A 17,900-nucleotide genomic window follows, 5' to 3' on the forward strand; every position below is an offset into this window, starting at 1 on the left:
GCACCCATGCCCGACGAGATCGACCGCTCCACCCCGATCGAGCTGAAGGCGTCGCTGACCTCGGGCAGCGACACCTGGCACTCGACGGGGGTGCCGGGCGTCGTGCGCCCGTTCCTGCTCGCCGACGGGCCGCACGGGGTGCGCCGCCAGCGCGAGGGCGGTGACGCGCTCGGCATCGGCAACAGCGTCCCGGCCACGTGCTTCCCCCCGGCGGTGGCGCTCGGGTCCACGTGGGACCCGGCGCTGGTGCGCCGCGTCGGTGAGGCCCTCGCCGTGGAGGCGGCCGCCCTGGAAGTGGACGTGGTCCTCGGCCCGGGAATGAACCTCAAGCGCTCACCTCTCGGTGGGCGCAACTTCGAGTACTTCTCCGAGGACCCGCACCTCACCGGTCGGTTGGCCGCCGCCTACGTCGAGGGCATCCAGTCCGCCGGAGTCGGCGCGTGCGTCAAGCACTTCGCGGTGAACAACCAGGAGACCGACCGCATGCGGGTCTCCGCCGAGGTCGACCAGCGGGCCCTGCGCGAGGTCTACCTCCGCGCGTTCGAGCACGTCGTGCGTACCGCCCGCCCGGCCATGGTGATGAGCGCCTACAACCGGATCAACGGCGTCCCCGCGAGCGAGGACCCCTGGCTGCTCACCCGGCTGCTGCGCCAGGAGTGGGGCTTCGACGGGGTGGTCGTGTCCGACTGGGGCGCGGTCGACGACCGGGTCGCCGCCCTGCGCGCCGGCCTGGACCTGGAGATGCCGCCGACCGGCACCGACGACGAGGTCGTGGCCGCCGTCGAAGGGGGCGAGCTGGCCGAGTCCGCGCTCGACGCCGTGGTGGAGCGCCTGCGCCGCCTCGAAGCGAGGCTCGGCGCGGCCAAGGAGCCCGCCTCCGAGCAGGAGCTGGCGGCGATCCGCGACCGCAACGCCGACCTGGCCCGGGACGCCGCCGCGCGGTCGGCGGTGCTGCTGACCAACGACGGCGTGCTGCCGCTGGACCGCTCGTCGCGGGCGTCGGTCGCGGTGATCGGCGAGTTCGCCCGCACGCCCCGCTTCCAGGGCGGAGGTTCATCCCGCATCGTGCCGACCGGGGTGAGTTCGGCCCTGGACGTGCTCACCGCCCGGTTGGGCGACGACGTCGTCCGGTTCGCGCCGGGGTACGCCGTGGACGGTTCCGGCGACGAGGCGCTGGCACGAGCCGCGGTCGAGGCCGCCGGAGCCGCCCACGTCGCGGTGGTCTTCCTGGGACTGCCCGAGAACGCCGAGTCCGAGGGCTTCGACCGCACGACGATCGACCTGCCCGCCGACCAGGTCGGCCTGCTGGAGCGGGTCGCCGCCGTCGCGCCCCGCGTGGTCGTCGTGCTGTCCAACGGCGGCGTCGTGTCGGTGGCCGGGTGGCAGCACCACGCCAACGCGATCCTGGAGGGCTGGCTGCTCGGACAGGCGGGAGGAGAGGCCACCGCGGACCTCCTCCTCGGTGACCGCGCGCCCTCGGGCAGGCTCGCCGAGACCATCCCCCTGCGACTCGCGGACCACCCCAGCTACCCGACCTTCCCCGGCGCCGACGGGATCTCGGTGTACGGGGAGAGCGTCCACGTGGGGTACCGGCACTTCGACGCGGTGGATCGGCCGGTCGCCTTCCCGTTCGGACACGGCCTGACCTACACCCGGTTCGAGTACTCCGACCTGCGGGTGGTCGAACACGCCGAGAACACGTGGGAGGTCGCGTTCTCGGTGACGAACACCGGTGACCGCGACGGCCGCGAAGTCGCCCAGCTCTACGTCGGCCCTGCCGGAGCAGAGCAGCCGACCCGCCCCCGCGCGGAGCTGCGCGGCTTCGCCACGCTCGACCTGCGCCCCGGCGAGACGGCCACCGTCACGCTGCCGCTCACCGCCGCCGAACTGCAGACGTGGGACGCGCGCGGGCAGCGCTGGACCGTCCTCCCCGGCGACTACGCCGTGCGCGTGGGAGCGTCCTCGCGCGACGTGCGGCTGCGCGCCTCGGTGCGCAGCGACGGCGACCGCGTGCTGGCGCCGCTCACAGCGCAGTCCACGATCGCCGAGTGGCAGGCCGACCCCGCGGGTCAGCAGGTGCTCGCCGCGCTCCTCGGCCGGGTGTCCCTGGCCGGTCGGGCGTCGTCGGTCGCCCCCGAGCTGGTGCGGATGTTCCTGTCCATCCCGCTCGACAAGCTGCGCTCCTTCGGCCTCGGCGTCACCGCCACGACCGTGGCCGACCTGGTCGCCCAAGCGCGGGCCCGCCAGGAGGAACTCATCGCCGCCGGCGCCTACCGACGCCCGTGACCCCCTCGCGACCGCAGCCAGGAGACACCATGACGAGCACCTTTCCCGACGGCTTCCTGTGGGGCGCCGCGACCGCCGCGCACCAGGTCGAGGGCAACAACACCAGCAGCGACCTGTGGGCCGTCGAGAACGCGCCGGACACGATCATGCCGGAGCGCAGCGGAGACGCCTGCGACAGCTACCACCGCTGGCGCGAGGACCTCGACATCGTCCGCGACCTCGGCCTCAACTCCTACCGGTTCGGCATCGAGTGGGCGCGCGTCGAACCCGCGCCCGGCCACACCTCGCGGGCACAGCTCGCCCACTACCGCCGGATGATCGAGGGTTGCTTCGAGCGCGGCCTGACGCCCGTGGTGACGCTGCACCACTTCACCACCCCGGCGTGGTTCCGCGCGGCGGGCGGGTGGACCGCGGAGGGCGGCGTCTCCCGGTTCCGCGACTACGTCCGGTCGGTGCTGCCGATCCTCGACGGCGTCGAGTGGGTGTGCACCATCAACGAACCGAACATGCTCGCGATGATCAGCGCGATGCTCAAGCGCGGTCAGCGGCACGAGAACGTGGCCGGCGCGATGCCCCCGCCGGACCAGGACGTCGCCGACGCGCTGATCGCGGCGCACCGCGTCGCACGCGAGGAACTGGCGGCACTGCCGCAGGTCCGCTCCGGCTGGACGGTGGCGAACCAGAACTTCCAGGCCGCGGCAGGTGCCGAGCAGGCGACCGCGCAGTGGTCCCACTCCCGGGAGGACCAGTTCCTCGACGTCGCCAAGGACGACGACTTCATCGGCGTGCAGGCGTACACCCGCGTCGTCATCGGACCCGACGGCCCGCAGGACCCGGAGAGCACGCGCAAGACGCTCACCGGCTGGGAGTTCTACCCCGAGGCGTTGGAAGGGGCCGTCCGCCACACCGCCGGGCGGGTCGGCCCCACCGTGCCGGTCCTGGTCACCGAGAACGGGATCGCGACGGCCGACGACGCCGAGCGGGTCGAGTACACCCGCACCGCCCTGACCGGGCTGGCACGCGCCATGGCCGACGGCGTCGACGTGCGGGGCTACCTTCACTGGTCGCTGCTGGACAACTACGAGTGGGGTTCGTGGACCCCGACCTTCGGCCTGGTGTCCGTCGACCGTGAGACCTTCACCCGCACGATCAAGCCCAGCGCGCGCTGGTACGGCGAAGTCGCCCGCTCCGGGCGGATCTGAACTCGGCCCCCCCGGGGCGGTACTACGACATCACTCGCCCACCGGCCGTCCACCGCACCGACGCCGACCGTGACCGGACCGGCCGCCGGGAGAGCCAGGGAGTCCGTGTTGCTTCGCCGTCACCTGGCCGGCGATCCGGTGGAACTGGTCGGCACCTGCCGGGGGCGCAGGTGCTGTCACTGAACGACTCCGCCGCCTGCGGCTCGCGGCGCGCGCAGTCCGGGGGCATGCCGCGACATGGCCCAGATGACGACGACGTCGTGAGCCGGTGCCGACGTCGTGCTGCGGCTCGGTGCGACCGCAGGTACAAAGTCAGGGGTCGAGCATTGCGCCGCGCCACCCCTGTGAGGAGCCCTCCATGACCTCACCCGCAGACCCCGGCGACCAGGCGGACCTGCCCGCGAGGACGTCGACGCTCGACGCTCGGCCGAGCACCGGCGCCATGACGGAGTGGGTGCGGCGGACCCCCTTGCTCGTGCTGGGGCCGGCAGTGGTCGTGGTGTTCCTCGTCGTCGTCAGCACCTTCCTGCCCGCTCCTGTGAACGTCGTCGGCGCCACTCTGTCGTCGTTCTCGGCGCACACCGCCATCGCGTCCTTCTTCCTGGTCGCGGCGGTCGGGTGGCTGTGGTGGCGTCGACGGACCAGGGCGCGAGGGGTGCTGGTCGTCCTGGCCGTCCTGTCGCTGGTGGGGGTCGCCGTGATCGGTGGAAGGCAGTTGGCCCTGGCCGGCCGCGAGGAGGTCGACCTCGACGTGGGAGCGCTGCTGGACCTCCCGGGTGGGAGCGCCTCACCCGACGAGGACGTCGACTACCTCCGCTCCGAGGGGCAAGACCTGTCGCTGTCGGTGTGGCGACCGGCCGACGGCGGTGGAGGCGGCGCGCCGGTCATCGTCATGGTGCACGGTGGGGGCTTCATCTCGAGTTCCCGACTGGAGGGCACGCCGCCCGCGCACGCGCGCTGGTTCGCCGAGCACGGGTACCTCGTCATCAGCGCCGATTACACGCTCTCCACCGACCAGCGTCACCTGTGGGACGTCACCGAGCAGCAGATCGGCTGTGCGTTGGCGTGGGCCGGGGCGAACGCACGGCGGTACGGCGGCGATCCGGCGCGGTTGATGATGATCGGCGACTCCGCCGGCGGCAACCTGGCGCTCCAGACCGCCTACAAGGGCAACGCCGGTCGACTCCGTTCCAGCTGCGGCGGCGAGCCACCTCGGGTCGACGCCGTCAGCGCCCTGTACCCCGTCAGCGACATGGCGCAGCTCTACGCCAACGAACCATCCAGAACCTTCGCCGAGCGGTATGTCGGAGGGAGTCCCCAGCAGTACCCGGAGCGGTACGCCGCCGCCACGCCGGCGAATCACATCACCCCTCGGACGCCGCCCACCCTTCTCACCATGGGGACCTCCGACTACATCGTGCCGCCCGACGGCACCCGCCGGTTGTACGACCGGCTCCACCGCGACGGCGTCCCCTGTGACCTGATCGAAGTCCCCTACGGTCAGCACGTCTTCGACGCCGCGCCCGGTGCGGTGGGCACCCAGGTGTGGCGTCAGGCCACCCTGCGCTGGTTCGCGGATCACGCGTCCGCGGTTCTCCCCCGGTGACCGGGCGTTGTGCGAGGTCACCGCTGGCTCGAACGAACGCGCCCTGGCGTTGACCACCGTTATCCGCACTGATCGCTCAGGCCCTCGGGTGTTCCGCTCTCGACCTCATCGGCAGCATCACTGGCCTGCAGGTCACCGCAGGTTTCCAGGACGCGGAACTCCTCGACCGCCGAGCCCTTCACGTCGACCGTAGGGCGCGGCCGGTGAAGACGAACTCGTCGCCCTCGTCGACGACGACCAGGTCGTTGTCGCGCGGTTGAGTGCGCCACCGAGGAACTACCCCGAACAGGTGGCCCGCTTCCTCCACCGCGGACACCTGTTCGGGGGTGGCGATCAGGCGGGCCGTCCAGGACCACAAGTAGTGGTAGCCCGGCAACTGACCGATGTAACCGTCGCCTGCGGTGATCTCGCGGCGACTGGGAACCGCGTCGACGGCGAAGTGCGCGGCGACCACGAGCCCGGTCGGGCCAGCTCTCGGCGGTGGTCGGGGTGGTGGTCCAGCCGCACTCCGCAGAGATATTCCACTTCACGTGAAACCACACCGCACCGGTCTCCGCAGTTCTGCGGCACACAACAACCACGCACGGTGTTCTGCCACAAGCCGATCAGCCGATTGAGAGCGGACGCCGGGATCGCAACACTCAACCCTCCCTTCGGATCCCGGAATGGAAACCCCATGCGTCTGCGTTCACTGATCGTCGCCCTGGTGGGCGGACTCCTCGGAGCCGCCGTCCTGTCCCCCGTGCCCGCTTCCGCCTCGCCGTCTGTGGTGGACGTCAACTGCGCCCTGGGCACCCAGGTCGGCACCTACTCCCCCGGCATGACGCTGCTGCCCAGGCACATCGACTTCCACGCCACCGGCACGCTGGGCGGCTGCGTGTCCCCCAGCCACCCCGAGATCACCGGCGCCACCTTCACCTCCCTGGTCAGCGGCACGTTCAGCTGCCTGGCCGGCTCCACCACCAACACCTCGACCTACCACTGGAACACCGGGCACAGCAGCACCGTCCGAGGCGGCTTCGAAGTCAACCTCAAGCCCGGCGGCACCACCGTGCTCGTCCTGACCGGCACCGTGGTCGACGGCCTGTTCCACGGCGCCACCGTCGTCCAGAGCAAGGTCCTGCCCGCCACCGACCTCACCGCCTGCCTCACCCCCCAAGGGCTGACCAGCGTCAGCGGCACGGTCACCTTCACGGCCGTGCTGTGAACCGACCAACACCGCGGGCGAAGGAACCCTCAATGCCGTCACCGTGGAGGTGCAAGCGTTGCGAAGAATTCGAAGTGTGCTGGTCCCAGCCGTACTGATCACATCGTCCCTGCTGCTCCCGCCGTCCATCTCGCACGCGACCCCAGGCGATCTCACCTGCGCGGAGACCCAGTCGGTGGTCTACTCCCCCGGCCTGCTGAACACGCGTCGGACGGTGGACGTGAGCGTGCACAACGTCCTCTCGTGCACGTCCCTCACCGATCCGGCCGTCACGGGAGGGCAGGTGCAGGCGACCATCCACGGCCTCGACCGCTCGTGCACGGACATCGTCGCCTCCGGCAGCGGCTCGTACACCATCACCTGGAACACCGGCGACACCAGCACGATCAGCTACAACCGGACCGCCAACTACGTCCTGGGCACCCTGGTCATCGTCGAGACCGGGACGGTGACGGCGGGCAGGTTCACCGGCGACTCCACCACTCACATCGTCGAACTGCCCAACCTCGACCTCCTCGCTTGCCTCACCGAACCGGGACTCACCGCCGCCTCAGGCATCGGCACCTACGTCTTCGCCTGACTGCCGCGTCCCGGGTGCCGGCCTGCGACTTCCCTTCAGGTCGGCGCGTCAGTCCGAACCGAACTCCCGCACAAGACGGGTGCAATGAACCGTCGGGAATGATCATGTGTCGTCGCCGCTCCACCAACACCGGCTACTACGCCTACCCGACGGTGTGACCCGCTTCGCCCGGACCGGGCGTCACGCCGGTCCGGGCGAAGTCGTTTCCGCGCGCAGGCGAGGAGCGATGACCGAACCACTCGACACGGTGACCGCGGCGGCGAGTTCCGGTGGGGCGTCACCGACATCGAACCCGATTCGTGCGGACAACCGGACCCCAAGACCGAGCGCCTGTTGACGAGCAGGAACACGTCTACGGCCCGACAACGCCTGGGCGGCATGCCCACAAACACCACCACGCCGCCTGGCCTGCACGGATGATGTTTTCGGCAGGCACACCGTTACGAGCCGGCCCGTGCCCGGCCGTGCGCGTGCCCGGCCGCCCGCGCCGCGCGGCGCGTTCTCCATCTTGACGGCCTGACCGCGACGGACCCACCCGCCGCATACGGCAGGGCGCCAGCCCTTACAACGGGTCCGACGCTTCTCCTTCACACATCGGCGGCTGTGGACCCCACCTGAGCGATTCAGCCTCCGCGCCCATCCGGACATGATCGACTCGTCGCCCATCAGGGGCGAGGTTTGCCCAGTAGGGGCGGGGCAGGTTCGACAGTCGGTCGCCACGCTGCCCGTACAGCTGCCCGGAGGCGGGCGTCGGCACACCATCTCACCGCGTGTATCAGGAGGTGAGGAGTCGGCCGCGCCCGTCTAAACCTCTGCGAGAACGATCACACAACGGTGATCCCGGGCAACTTCCGCAAGTGGACGATGTACTGCGATTGCGTCCGCCTCCGGTCGTCCACGGCGCGCCGGTTCCCGCAGCAACATTCACCTCTGCTATGGCGGAGGAATGCGTGGGTCGCTATGTTCGTCGATCGGGGTGGGCAGCCGCACGGCGCGCGACGGACGCGCCGTCTTATCAAGCGAAATCTCATCAAGCGAAGGTGAGCGCACCTGTCATGACCGTCGCCACGTCTCAAAGATACATCTCGCTCAGTGTCGCTGCTTACCTCGCAGCATGGGAGCATCTCGAACTTGGCCCGATGCCGATCGTGTTGCATGTCAACGGTGACGAGGTCGACCGCAGTGTAGGCCGGAAGGAATTGACAGACCTCGGCGTGATCGCGGAGGGTGGACTCGTCTCATGGCTGACGGCCGCGTTGGAGCTCGTCGCCGACCCTCCGTGCTCGGTCGACCTGAGACTGGGCATCGGTCGCTCGTCCGTGAGGGCGTTGGCGGCCTCCGCCCCGGAAGACCGCGGGGTGCTGGCAATCCTGCGGGGCGGACTGCTTGCGATCATCGAGTTCCCCGATCGCCGCCCCGCCGCGCACCTGGTCGAACTTGTTCCGCCTTACGAGGTCGACGGCGTCCACCTGCGCGGTTGGTTCGGCGCTTCGTTCGTCGACACCACCGGCAGACGACATCGCGTCCGAGACGTGGTCGATTTTCGCGACACACCCGCCGGTCGACTGCTCGGATGCGGCGAACCCGCCGGACCCGGCGATCTTCTGCGCCACGTCGAAGCACTGCTCGAGCAGCGCCGATACGAGCATTGAGTGTCGACGCCCGGACGCCTGCCCGGCACACGCGAAGGAGGCCGTCGCGGGAACGGAAGGATTCCCGGTGAAGCTGATCGCCCGGCCCGTCAGCCGATAAGGCGACCGACGGGCCGGGGGGTGGACGCGCGCACGGGGGGGAGAGAGAGCGCACGCGCCCGAACTCCTCGACACCCCCAGAAAGGCCGTCGAGGCGCGGCCAACCCTGGTGCAACGCACCAGAAATACCAAGTCGCGACCCAGTTGGTCGTTCTCGCTCGACGAACCGACCTCGGCAATACGAACCATTCTCCCGCCACAGGCGGAGGCACGTTCACGCCGCAAAAAATGGGACCGCTCCCGCTCTTGACTCGACCACGGAGAAGTGCAATCGCGCTCAGCCCAAAGGACTACTCGACCTGCGTTAAGGGCCTGGCGATCCGCACCGGTAGGGCGGGACGATCGCTGAGGTGTCGATCGCCATGCAGCGGGCCCGATACTTGCCGCTGAGATGGGCTCGATCAGACCCCGGTCCCGTACTCGCCGTGGATCTTCACCGGTGCAGTGGAGACACGGGTGTCAACCTGGGGGCGCGTTCCTCGCCGACGGAAGTCGTCCACCGCCCGTGTGCCTTCTGATCGGTTCCGGGCACCGAGGTGGGTCGCAACCGCCACCGGATGATCGCCACTGCGGCCTGGGCGCGATGCCTCGACCGTGGCCTGCGCAACGGCCCGAGCGGTGGTCACGCGGTTCCACCTGATGGCGCGAACAGCGGCAGCAGGCGTCGCAGCAGCGGCAGGACGCCCGCCCGGACGTGCCGTCGACCGGTCAGGTAGCGCCGAAGACCCGAGGCAGTTCCAGCACGGCCACCGGCAGGCGCGGACGGACGGCTTCGCGTGCCACGCGCACCTGGTCGAGCCGGCTGCGGACGCAAGGGTGGCGGTCGGCCAACGCCAGGCCCGGACGGGCGCGGTGGGTTGCGGTCAGGTTGGAGCCGTGTGCGACGGTGCCGCGGCAGCCAGCGCGGCGCACAGCGGTCAGCAGCCGCCGGCCCGCTCACCGCCAGTCCCTCCAAATGATGATCATGTCGATGCCTTCCGCGCCCGTACTGGCGTGCCGACCTCCTCTCGAGAACCGGCTGCGCGTGAGCCGGCCGGAACACCCAGCCCGCTACACCTGATCCGCCGGCGCGGCGAGGCCGGTGACCCGGCGGTGCGGTCCGACCTGCGCGCCCTGCTGTCCGACCAGGTGCGGGTCTTCAGCCCGGACCACCCCGCCGTCCGGGGCCGTCGACCAGGCGGTCGAGCTGGGCACGGCGGCGAATCGCTCTCCGAGCGTGACATCTGCAAGCGCTCAGCGTTACCGATGATGCTCCATTCAGGCGGCAGTTAATCCACTCGGCCGGTCCAGGAGTTCCCTGTCAAGTCGGCGTGTTGATCTGTGCTGCTGATCGAAGTAGCCGTGGTGGTGCTGCTTCCAGGCGGCTCGGTTGGCAGAGGACAGGGTGCCGCGCAGGTGAACAGTGCGGTGGCCGGGTCGTTGTGGTCGAGGTTGGAGTCTGCGGCTGCCGGTTCAACCATTCGGGCACTGTGTGTACACGAACGATGACGGATTGTCAGCAATGCTGGAGGGCGAGTTCGTGCCGCGTCCGCGCGTTCCAGCGTCGAAGGGATCTGTCATGGCATCTCCGACCACCGAATCCGCCACGGCCGGCACCCCGCACCAGGAGCGGTTGGAGCGGTTGCGCGGTCGCCTGCGGGTGAGCCGCCGACCAAGCGGTCCAAGCGGTCGGGGAAGTGGGTGGCCGGTTCCAAGGGGGCGAACCTGTCCTCCTGGGTGGCGCTGCACTGTGCCGCGCGCCGGGCCGCGGGGCTGAGCTGACCGAGTTGGAGACGGCGTTGGTGCGGGCCCTGCGGATGATCGCGGCCACCGACGAGGAGGTCCTGGACTACGGGCGCCTCTACCGGGAGGAGGACCGCTCTGCGCTGTCGCCGCGCACGCCGTCGACGTCCCAGTCCGCCCGCCGCAACAACCGCTGCACCCCCTCCGGCGACACCTCACCGGCCTGCAACATCGACCACCACAACGATCATGATTCACTACCCGACAAGCAAGTCTGTTGCAGTATCAGGCCGGACTCCCGTCGAACGCGGCATTGCACGGCTGAACTCCTGGCGAATCTTCCGCAGGTCACACATCAGCCCCAAGCGCATGACCGCATCGCCAAGGCCACCCTCACCCCAGAGAGGCAACGCTCAAAGGATTTCTGATTACACCCGAACGGTGGATTCACCGACGAAACCCGCCGCGGAAGACAGCACCATATGCAAGCCTCGTGCTGAGGCCCTTCCCGCGATCCCGGCGGATCGGCGAGCGGCGTCGGATGTGGTCAATGGCAAAGCGAAGGGTGATCCTCGTATGCGGCGTACGCGGACGGGTCAACAACGCGGCGAGTGGGCGCAGTTGGCGGCGGGACCGCTCGGAACTACGGGAATCCCTTAGAAGTTCATGGGCGGGCGCCGCGATGCTTGCTCGCCTCAGCCCTTCAGCTTGAACTCGGATTCTGAGCTGACCCTCGTTTGCCAGTGGCAGTGGCGGGCTTTCGGAAGCCATTCGATCACCTTCCATTCTGAGGGCTGGCGGGATCTGCCACCGGACTGTTCTGCCGTAAGCGGGGTGAGGTCACCCCAGGCGCGAAAAGGGGTATCAATGACATCATACGGTGATACAGACCAGATGATTTTCCCGGCCGGTGCCGCGACGCAGACCAGCGCCGCAGAGGCCGCGAAAGCCGAGTGGGATGCCGTTATCGTCGGTGGCGGCATGGCAGGTTCCATCGTCGCCGAGCAGCTGAGCCAAGCAGGCTACAAGGTGCTGATTCTCGAAGCCGGCCCCGGCAAGGACCTGGACCTCGCCGAGTACGAGTCGTACCTGTCGCGGTTCTACGGCGCAGTCATCAAGGACAACCAGTCTCCGTACCCGTTCAACCCGAATGCCCGGATGCCCAGGAGCACCGACACCATGCCGGTGCGTCCGGACACGCCCCGAGACGACTTCTACCTCGTACAAGAGGACAAGTACTGTACGGACACCACCTTCACTCGGGTCCTCGGCGGCACCTCCATGCATTGGGAGGGGAAAGCGCTGCGCATGCTTCCCGAGGACTTCAACCTGCAAACCAAGTACGGCCAGGGCCTGAACTGGCCGCTCAGCTATGACGACCTGGAACCCTACTACCGGCAGGCCGAAGCCGAACTGGGCGTAGCCGCCGAAGTCGAGGACCAGGCATACCTGGGAATGCATTTCCCCAAGGGATACGTGTTCCCGATGCACCGCATGCCGCCGTCCTATCTCGACCAGACGGTCGCCCAAGGCGTGGACGGCATGCGGGTCAACCTCGCGGACGACGATTACACACTTCAGGTACGGAGCTTTCCGCAAGCCCGTAACGGCGTGCCAAACGCCGCGTACGACGGCGGCAAGGGCTTCGTCCCGGTCGGCGCGGTGAGCACGAGCCAGGCGGAAGAAGGCGAGCGCTGCCAGGGCAACACCAACTGCGTCCCGATCTGCCCCGTGCAGGCCAAATATCACGCGGGAAAGACACTGGCCAAGGCGCTCAGCAAGGACAACGTCAAGATCGTGATGCAAGCCGTCGCGTCCAAGGTCGAGATCGACGACCTGGACCGGCGGGTGACAGGGATCACCATCAAGAACTACCAGTCGCTCGACTCCGACAGTTACGAGACATACACGGTGAAGGGCACCGTCTACATTCTCTGCGCGCACGCCATCGAGAACGCCCGGCTTCTGCTGGCCTCCGACATGCAGCGTATGAGCCGCAGCAAGCTGATCGGCTGCAACCTGATGGACCACGCCTACCTGCTGTCCTGGGGCCTGCTGCCCAAGCCGGCCGGCACGATGCGAGGCACAACCTGCACGAGCGGGATCACCGACCTGCGCGGCGGGCGATTCCGCGGAACCCAGGCCGGATTCGGCGTGGACATCCACAACGACGGCTGGGGGTGGGCAACGGGCTCGCCCTACACGGACCTGGTCGAACTCGTCGACAAGCAGGGCCTGCGCGGGCCGGAGCTGCGCAGGACACTCGGGAACCAGATCTCCCGACAGCTCCTGCTGGCCTTCATGATCGACCTGCTGCCCGACAGGAGCAACACGGTCACTGTGGACGACCGATACAAGGATGCCATCGGCAACTTGAAACCGGTCGTGTCGTTCAAGATCCCGCCCTACACCATGCGGGGCGCCGCGTTCGCCCGCAAGCTCGCGACCGACATCTTCGACAAGCTCGGCGTTGATGACAGGACCGAGTACGACCAGAAGCGCTACAGCGCCGTCGAGCACGACGGCCAGTGGTACAACATCGTGGGCGGCAACCACCTGGCGGGCACCCACATCATGGGAACAGACCCGACGAACTCCGTGGTCGACCACACCCAGCAGTCGTGGGACCACGAAAATCTCTATCTTGTCGGGCCTGGCAGCTTGCCCTCTATCGGGACTTCCAACATCAGCCTGACCATGGCGGCGCTCGCCTTCCGCAGTTCGACCCACATCGTCAGGTACCTGCGTGCCGCGAAGGCGCCGGCCACCGTCCACAGCTAGACGGCCAACAGATCGGCGGGTCGAACGCGACACCCGCCACCGCCACCGCCACCGCCCACGATCGGGGGAACATGTCCATTTCAGAATCCCTGTCCGTTTCAGCATCGGAACCGTCCCAGGCCTCCAAGATCCAGACCCTCGAGGAGCTGCACGAGTACCTCTACAAAGGGCTCCAGCTGGAGCATGCAACGCTCCCGCCCTACCTGACCGCCCTCTACTCGCTACACCCCGGGAAGAACTCGGATGCCTGGCACGTCATCAGGGTCGTGGCCGTCGAGGAGATGCTGCACCTCACCCTGGTCGCGAACGTCCTGAACGCCGTGGGCGGGACGCCGGACCTCACCAAGCCCGGCTTCGTGCCGAACTATCCGACGCGCCTGCCGTGTGGTCCGGATTACTTCGAGGTGCATCTCCTACCGTTCTCGCGCGAGGCTCTCGACACGTTCCTGAAGATCGAGAAGCCCGCGCAGGCAGCTAACGAGGAAGACAGGTTTGTATCGATGGAGTGGGCGACCCTTGGACTGACGTCCAACGGTTCGGCGCCGCGACCGGACGAATTGGCAGAACTCGAGGAGTCCGGCACCATCCTCGGCCTCGTCCCCAGGGACCCCACCCAGCGCTTCCGGAGCATCGGTGAGTTCTACGAGGAGATCAACCGGGGGATCAACCACCTGGAGGACCAGGCCCGTAAGGCAGGGACGACGATTTTCACCGGTGATCCCGCTCGCCAGGTGACCCCCGAGTACTTCTACTCGGGTGGCGGCGATGTGATCAAGGTGACGGGGAGGGACACCGCAGTCGCGGCGCTCACTCTCGTCGCGGAGCAGGGCGAAGGGCTGTACGGCGGCATCTTCGACAACCAGGATGAAATCGCCCACTACTACAGGTTCCAGCAACTGGAGAAGGGGCGGTACTACAAGAAGGGCGACAATCCAGGCGAGCCTTCCGGCCCGGATCTGAACGTTGACTGGAGTGCCGTCTACCCGGTGAAGCCGGACATCAAGCTCGCACACCTCGCGGGAGACCCGGAACTCCTGGCGGCGGCCAAGGAATTCAACAAGTCCTATGCCACCTTCCTCACCGGTATCAATCTCGCCTACAACGGTCAGCCCGAACTGCTGCTCAAGGCGGTTTGGGAGATGTTCCGCATTCGCGACAGCATGAACCGCCTCATCCGCAACCCGCTCACAGGGCATCCGGGGGCGAACGCCGGCCCGACATTCGAACTCTAGACCGTCGAAGGAGGAGGCACCGTGACGCAAGGAACGACCGCAGAAGAGAAGCTACGGGAATTCGTGAAGTTCTCTGCCACTGTGACCGGGTTCAGCGAGTTCGACCTATGGGGGACCGGTCAGGCGGAGGCCTACTACGAAACGGTCGTGGATCAAGAAGGGCCGGATGCGATCCAGAACGCGATCTTTTCCGATCCCTGTGCCGTCCCCGCCGATCCAGTGGTGCAAAGCATCATCAAGCTCTGGTACGTCGGCGTCTGGTACGGCCCGGACCTGGCGGGACGTGTGGACGTGGCGGCCTGGACGGCACCCGGCCGGAGCGGTGCGAAGCCCGCCGCCCCGGATGACAGCCAGCCCGAGGAAAACCAGCCCTGGCACGCCGTGTCCGGACAGGGCCAGCCCGGGGAAGACCGCGCGCACGCCACAGACGGACGCAAAGCCTTGTTCGTCGTCTCCCCCGAGGCCTACACCGAGGGGCTGTTGTGGCGGGCGATCGGTGCCCACCCATCCGGCGCGAAGGCGCCGGGCTACGGGTCGTGGGCCAATCCGCCCACATTCGAGAACTACCAGAAGGAGCAAGTGCAATGACCAGTACTGTCCCGAACCTGGGTCGCGACAAGGTATCACTCGGCGTGACGCCGACCCTGTGGTGGAACGACGACTTTCCGCTGATCGACATCGGAATACCGTTCGAGCAATGTGTGAGCGAGATGGCGCTCGCGGGCTTCCAGGGCTGCAGTATCGGCCACAAGTACCCGGCCGACCCTGCGGTGCTCAAGGAGGCGCTCGACCTGCGCGGCCTGAGGGTGTCCGAGCCCTGGGTGAGCACCTACTTCACCATCGGCGACAAAGATCGGACCGTCGAAAATTTCAAGAGGCAGCTGGAGTTCCTCAAGGAAGTGGGCGGCCAGGACATCGTGGTGGCAGAGTTCGGGCAGTCGTCACACCTGCAGCCCATCCCCGTTTTCAAGCACCGCCCCCATTTCACCGAAAAGGACTGGGATCTCCTCACCGGCGGGCTCGACGAAATCGGAAAGCTGGCCGCGGACAGCGGGATGCGGCTCTGCTACCACCATCACATGGGCACTGGTGTGCAGACGGCCGAGGACATCGACAGGTTGATGGCGGGCACCAACCCGGACCACGTGCATCTGCTGTTCGACACCGGGCACCTTCAGTTCGCGGGCGACAACCCGCTCGAAACCGCGGAGAGGCACAAGCAGCGAATCAAGCACGTTCACCTCAAGAATGTCCGCCAGTCGGTGGCCGAGAAGGTGAGGAGCGACCACCTCTCCTTCCAGGAGGGAATCTTGCAGGGCGTCTTCACCGTACCCGGGGACTCAGAAGGCGTTATCGACTTCGAGCCCATCCTCTCGACACTGGGGGAAGCCGGCTACGAGGGGTGGCTGGTCGTCGAGGCCGAACAGAACCCGGCGACGGCATGCCCGCTGAAGTACGCCAAGATGGCCCACGCTTACCTCACCAAAGTCCTGGGATGGTAACGATGAGTACACGCGACATCTATCTCAGCTTCTTCATGTTCACCGTCAACCTGCACCCGGATGATCCCCGGTACACCGAGGTCATCGTCAGGCACATGAAGGAGCTGCAGTACATCGGGTACACGGGCTTCGACATGCCCGTTTTCCCTAACGACGCGGGCAACCCCCAAGCGGACGTGCCTCGCTACGAGAAGCTCAGGGAGGCTCTCGACGCAGCCGGCTTGGAGGACGTAGGTCTGACCACCAACGTGGCCACCACACCAGCCTACGATCCCACATCGCTGCACCCCGAGGAACGCGAGGCAGCCTTGGCTTACCTCAAGTCCCGGGTGGACATCACAGCGGCCCTGCGCGGCACCATCTTGGCTGGCCCGGTCCTGTTCCCCTACAACGTATTTCCCACACTCAACGGCAAACCGCTGTGGAGTGACGCGCTGCAGGACTGGCTGCGGCCCCGGTACGATGTCGCGCAGCCGATCTTTGAGCGGCTTGGCGAATACGCGGCAGAGAAGGGCGTCCAGGTCGCCATCGAACCCGTCGACCACTGGGAGACACCAGCCCCGAACATGGTGCGCGACGTGCTCGACTTCCTTGCCGGCGTGCGCAGTCCGAACGTCGGTGTGTGCGTGGACAGCTCCCACGTCGTCCTCGGCAGCAGCGGCCCGGATGCGTACCGCAGCGACATCCAGGATGCCGCCGACCAGCGGCGCCTGCACTACGTGCAAGTGTCCCCGCCAGATCGCGGCGAGGTCGCGGACAGCTGGATCCCCTGGCGCACGTTCCTCGATCCGGTCCTGCCCGTGTACGACGGACCGCTGCTCATCGAAGTCTTCAACGCCATCCCGGCGTTCCTCACTTCATTGCGGCTGACAAGGCGGAAGTTCTGGATCCCCATGGAGGACGAGCCAGTTCCGGGCGTGCCGAGCGCCTACGAGGTTGCCGAGCACGGGATCAAGAAACTGCGATCGGAGCTGGCCACGCTGCACGCGGCATGACCCGAGCTGCTCATCGGTCAAGACGCCGTGAACGTCAGGTCGAGGATCGACGAGGGAGCTGCCGATGCCGCGGGCACGTCCGCTCCCGTCGACTGACGTCTGCGGCGTAGGCCGCCCAGTCCCCGCCTGATGCCTGTTGCCACTGGACGGCCACTTCGGTGGCGAGGGTGAACAGCGCGGACCGGCGGAGTGCGGACCGCCGACGACAGTCGCCGCATGGGCTCCAGCAGCGTGGTGCGCAGGCGGTGCTGTTCGGCGGGCGGGGTCGCCCGGTCGCTGTGGTGGCGAAGCTCGGCCAACCACCACGCCACAGTCGACCACTCCAGGTTGGAAAGGGCTCACTGCCTATGTGAGTCGCTGTCAGTCGCGACCAGAACCGGAGGGAGCACTGGAACTCCCGTCGCTTCCGGTGTACCCACCGGAGCACTCGGAAGTGATGAGTTGGATGCCCGGAATACTCGGAAGGCCGGCCAAACCCCCGGAATTGCCGCTACAAGCCTGGAAGCCGTCAACCACAGCACCGAAGGTGTCGTCGTCAACGACGACACCGGTTCCACCGACGACCACTTCGCCGGCCGTGGCGGTGTCGGTGGACACTGCCACGTTCGAGACGAGGTGGGAGAGATCGAGGTCGATGACCGGTTCGGCGCTCGCTGTGGCGGCGTTGCCGACAAGGGCGAGGACGCCCGCCGCCGTCACTGCGGCTGTGGTGAGCAGGAGTCGCATGATGGCGCCTTTCCTTGATCTGGATCTTGGGAGGTCAGCGAGGTGTGTCGGTGACCTTCCGCCGTGGGGTTGCCTTCTCGCCACATGTCAGACCGGGTCGAGGACGCTTCATCCGAAGAGGTGACTCCGTGACCGAGGTGGCGCGGGACACTGCGGCCTGCATCGTGCGGACGCTGTAAAGCACCTGGGGACCGGCCCACTCAGGGCCGCTTCCCGAGCGCACGACGGCGGACTGCACAGCAGAAAGGCCGGCGGGAGTTCTTTCGACCGACGACGACGTGGGGCACACCGCTTCCACGTCCGAGTGATT

14 protein-coding genes and 1 pseudogene are annotated in these 17,900 nt (G+C 67.7%); 12 read left to right on the forward strand and 3 right to left on the reverse strand.

All coding sequences use genetic code 11. From position 1 onward, the window contains the following. Positions 1-6 precede the first annotated feature (6 nt). The 3 genes from ACRAKI_RS21180 (at position 7) to ACRAKI_RS21190 (ending at position 5,094) form a co-directional block, all read left to right on the forward strand. The gene (locus ACRAKI_RS21180) at positions 7-2,286 is read left to right on the forward strand and encodes a glycoside hydrolase family 3 C-terminal domain-containing protein (RefSeq protein ID WP_447002245.1); all 2,280 of its coding nucleotides are present in this window, start codon (positions 7-9) and stop codon (positions 2,284-2,286) included. 29 nt (positions 2,287-2,315) lie between these two features. Beyond that, complete coding sequence (locus ACRAKI_RS21185; RefSeq protein WP_447002246.1) at positions 2,316-3,488, forward strand: glycoside hydrolase family 1 protein; 1,173 nt, start codon at positions 2,316-2,318, stop codon at positions 3,486-3,488. Between the two features lie 358 nt (positions 3,489-3,846). After that, positions 3,847-5,094 carry an alpha/beta hydrolase gene (locus ACRAKI_RS21190; RefSeq protein WP_447002247.1) on the forward strand — a complete coding sequence of 416 codons (1,248 nt, stop codon included), beginning with the start codon at positions 3,847-3,849 and terminating at the stop codon, positions 5,092-5,094. Positions 5,095-5,272: 178 nt separating this feature from the next. Here ACRAKI_RS21190 and ACRAKI_RS21195 read toward each other — a convergent pair whose 3' ends face one another. Continuing rightward, positions 5,273-5,548: a hypothetical protein gene (locus tag ACRAKI_RS21195; RefSeq protein WP_447002248.1), complete on the reverse strand. Its 276-nt coding sequence runs from the start codon at positions 5,546-5,548 to the stop codon at positions 5,273-5,275. Between the two features lie 222 nt (positions 5,549-5,770). Here ACRAKI_RS21195 and ACRAKI_RS21200 point away from each other — a divergent pair, with 222 nt between their 5' ends. The 3 genes from ACRAKI_RS21200 (at position 5,771) to ACRAKI_RS21210 (ending at position 8,533) form a co-directional block, all read left to right on the forward strand. Next, positions 5,771-6,301, forward strand: a complete 531-nt coding sequence (locus tag ACRAKI_RS21200; RefSeq protein ID WP_447002249.1) for a hypothetical protein — start codon at positions 5,771-5,773, stop codon at positions 6,299-6,301. Positions 6,302-6,377: 76 nt separating this feature from the next. Next, entirely contained in the window at positions 6,378-6,881 is a 504-nt protein-coding gene (locus tag ACRAKI_RS21205; protein WP_447002250.1) for a hypothetical protein, read from the forward strand. 1,055 nt (positions 6,882-7,936) lie between these two features. Further along, a complete protein-coding gene (locus ACRAKI_RS21210) occupies positions 7,937-8,533 on the forward strand; it encodes an ESX secretion-associated protein EspG (protein WP_447002251.1) in 597 nt (198 codons plus the stop codon). A 1,149-nt stretch (positions 8,534-9,682) separates the two neighbouring features. Here ACRAKI_RS21210 and ACRAKI_RS21215 read toward each other — a convergent pair. Next, complete coding sequence (locus ACRAKI_RS21215) at positions 9,683-9,826, reverse strand: hypothetical protein (protein ID WP_447002252.1); 144 nt, start codon at positions 9,824-9,826, stop codon at positions 9,683-9,685. A gap of 819 nt (positions 9,827-10,645) precedes the next feature. Between ACRAKI_RS21215 and ACRAKI_RS21220 the strand changes: the two are divergent. The 6 genes and pseudogenes from ACRAKI_RS21220 to ACRAKI_RS21245 all read left to right on the forward strand — a co-directional run. Then, a pseudogene (locus ACRAKI_RS21220) lies at positions 10,646-10,782 on the forward strand (IS5/IS1182 family transposase); the annotation flags it as partial. Between the two features lie 466 nt (positions 10,783-11,248). Then, positions 11,249-13,135, forward strand: a complete 1,887-nt coding sequence (locus ACRAKI_RS21225; RefSeq protein WP_447002253.1) for a GMC family oxidoreductase — start codon at positions 11,249-11,251, stop codon at positions 13,133-13,135. Between the two features lie 71 nt (positions 13,136-13,206). Further along, positions 13,207-14,367: a ferritin-like domain-containing protein gene (locus ACRAKI_RS21230; protein ID WP_447002254.1), complete on the forward strand. Its 1,161-nt coding sequence runs from the start codon at positions 13,207-13,209 to the stop codon at positions 14,365-14,367. 21 nt (positions 14,368-14,388) lie between these two features. Then, positions 14,389-14,955: a hypothetical protein gene (locus ACRAKI_RS21235; RefSeq protein WP_447002255.1), complete on the forward strand. Its 567-nt coding sequence runs from the start codon at positions 14,389-14,391 to the stop codon at positions 14,953-14,955. Continuing rightward, positions 14,952-15,869 (forward strand): myo-inosose-2 dehydratase, encoded by a 918-nt coding sequence (iolE, locus tag ACRAKI_RS21240; RefSeq protein WP_447002256.1) that lies wholly within the window; start codon positions 14,952-14,954, stop codon positions 15,867-15,869. The genes ACRAKI_RS21235 and iolE overlap by 4 nt, the downstream gene beginning before the upstream one ends. Before the next feature lie 2 nt (positions 15,870-15,871). Further along, the gene (locus ACRAKI_RS21245) at positions 15,872-16,864 is read left to right on the forward strand and encodes a sugar phosphate isomerase/epimerase family protein (RefSeq protein ID WP_447002257.1); all 993 of its coding nucleotides are present in this window, start codon (positions 15,872-15,874) and stop codon (positions 16,862-16,864) included. Positions 16,865-17,224: 360 nt separating this feature from the next. On the opposite strand, the gene ACRAKI_RS21250 is transcribed toward ACRAKI_RS21245, so the two are convergent. Then, positions 17,225-17,590, reverse strand: coding sequence for a hypothetical protein (locus ACRAKI_RS21250; RefSeq protein ID WP_447002258.1), 366 nt, complete (start codon positions 17,588-17,590; stop codon positions 17,225-17,227). Between the last annotated feature and the right edge of the window lie 310 nt (positions 17,591-17,900).

It is taken from the genome of Saccharothrix isguenensis, from assembly GCF_052936305.1.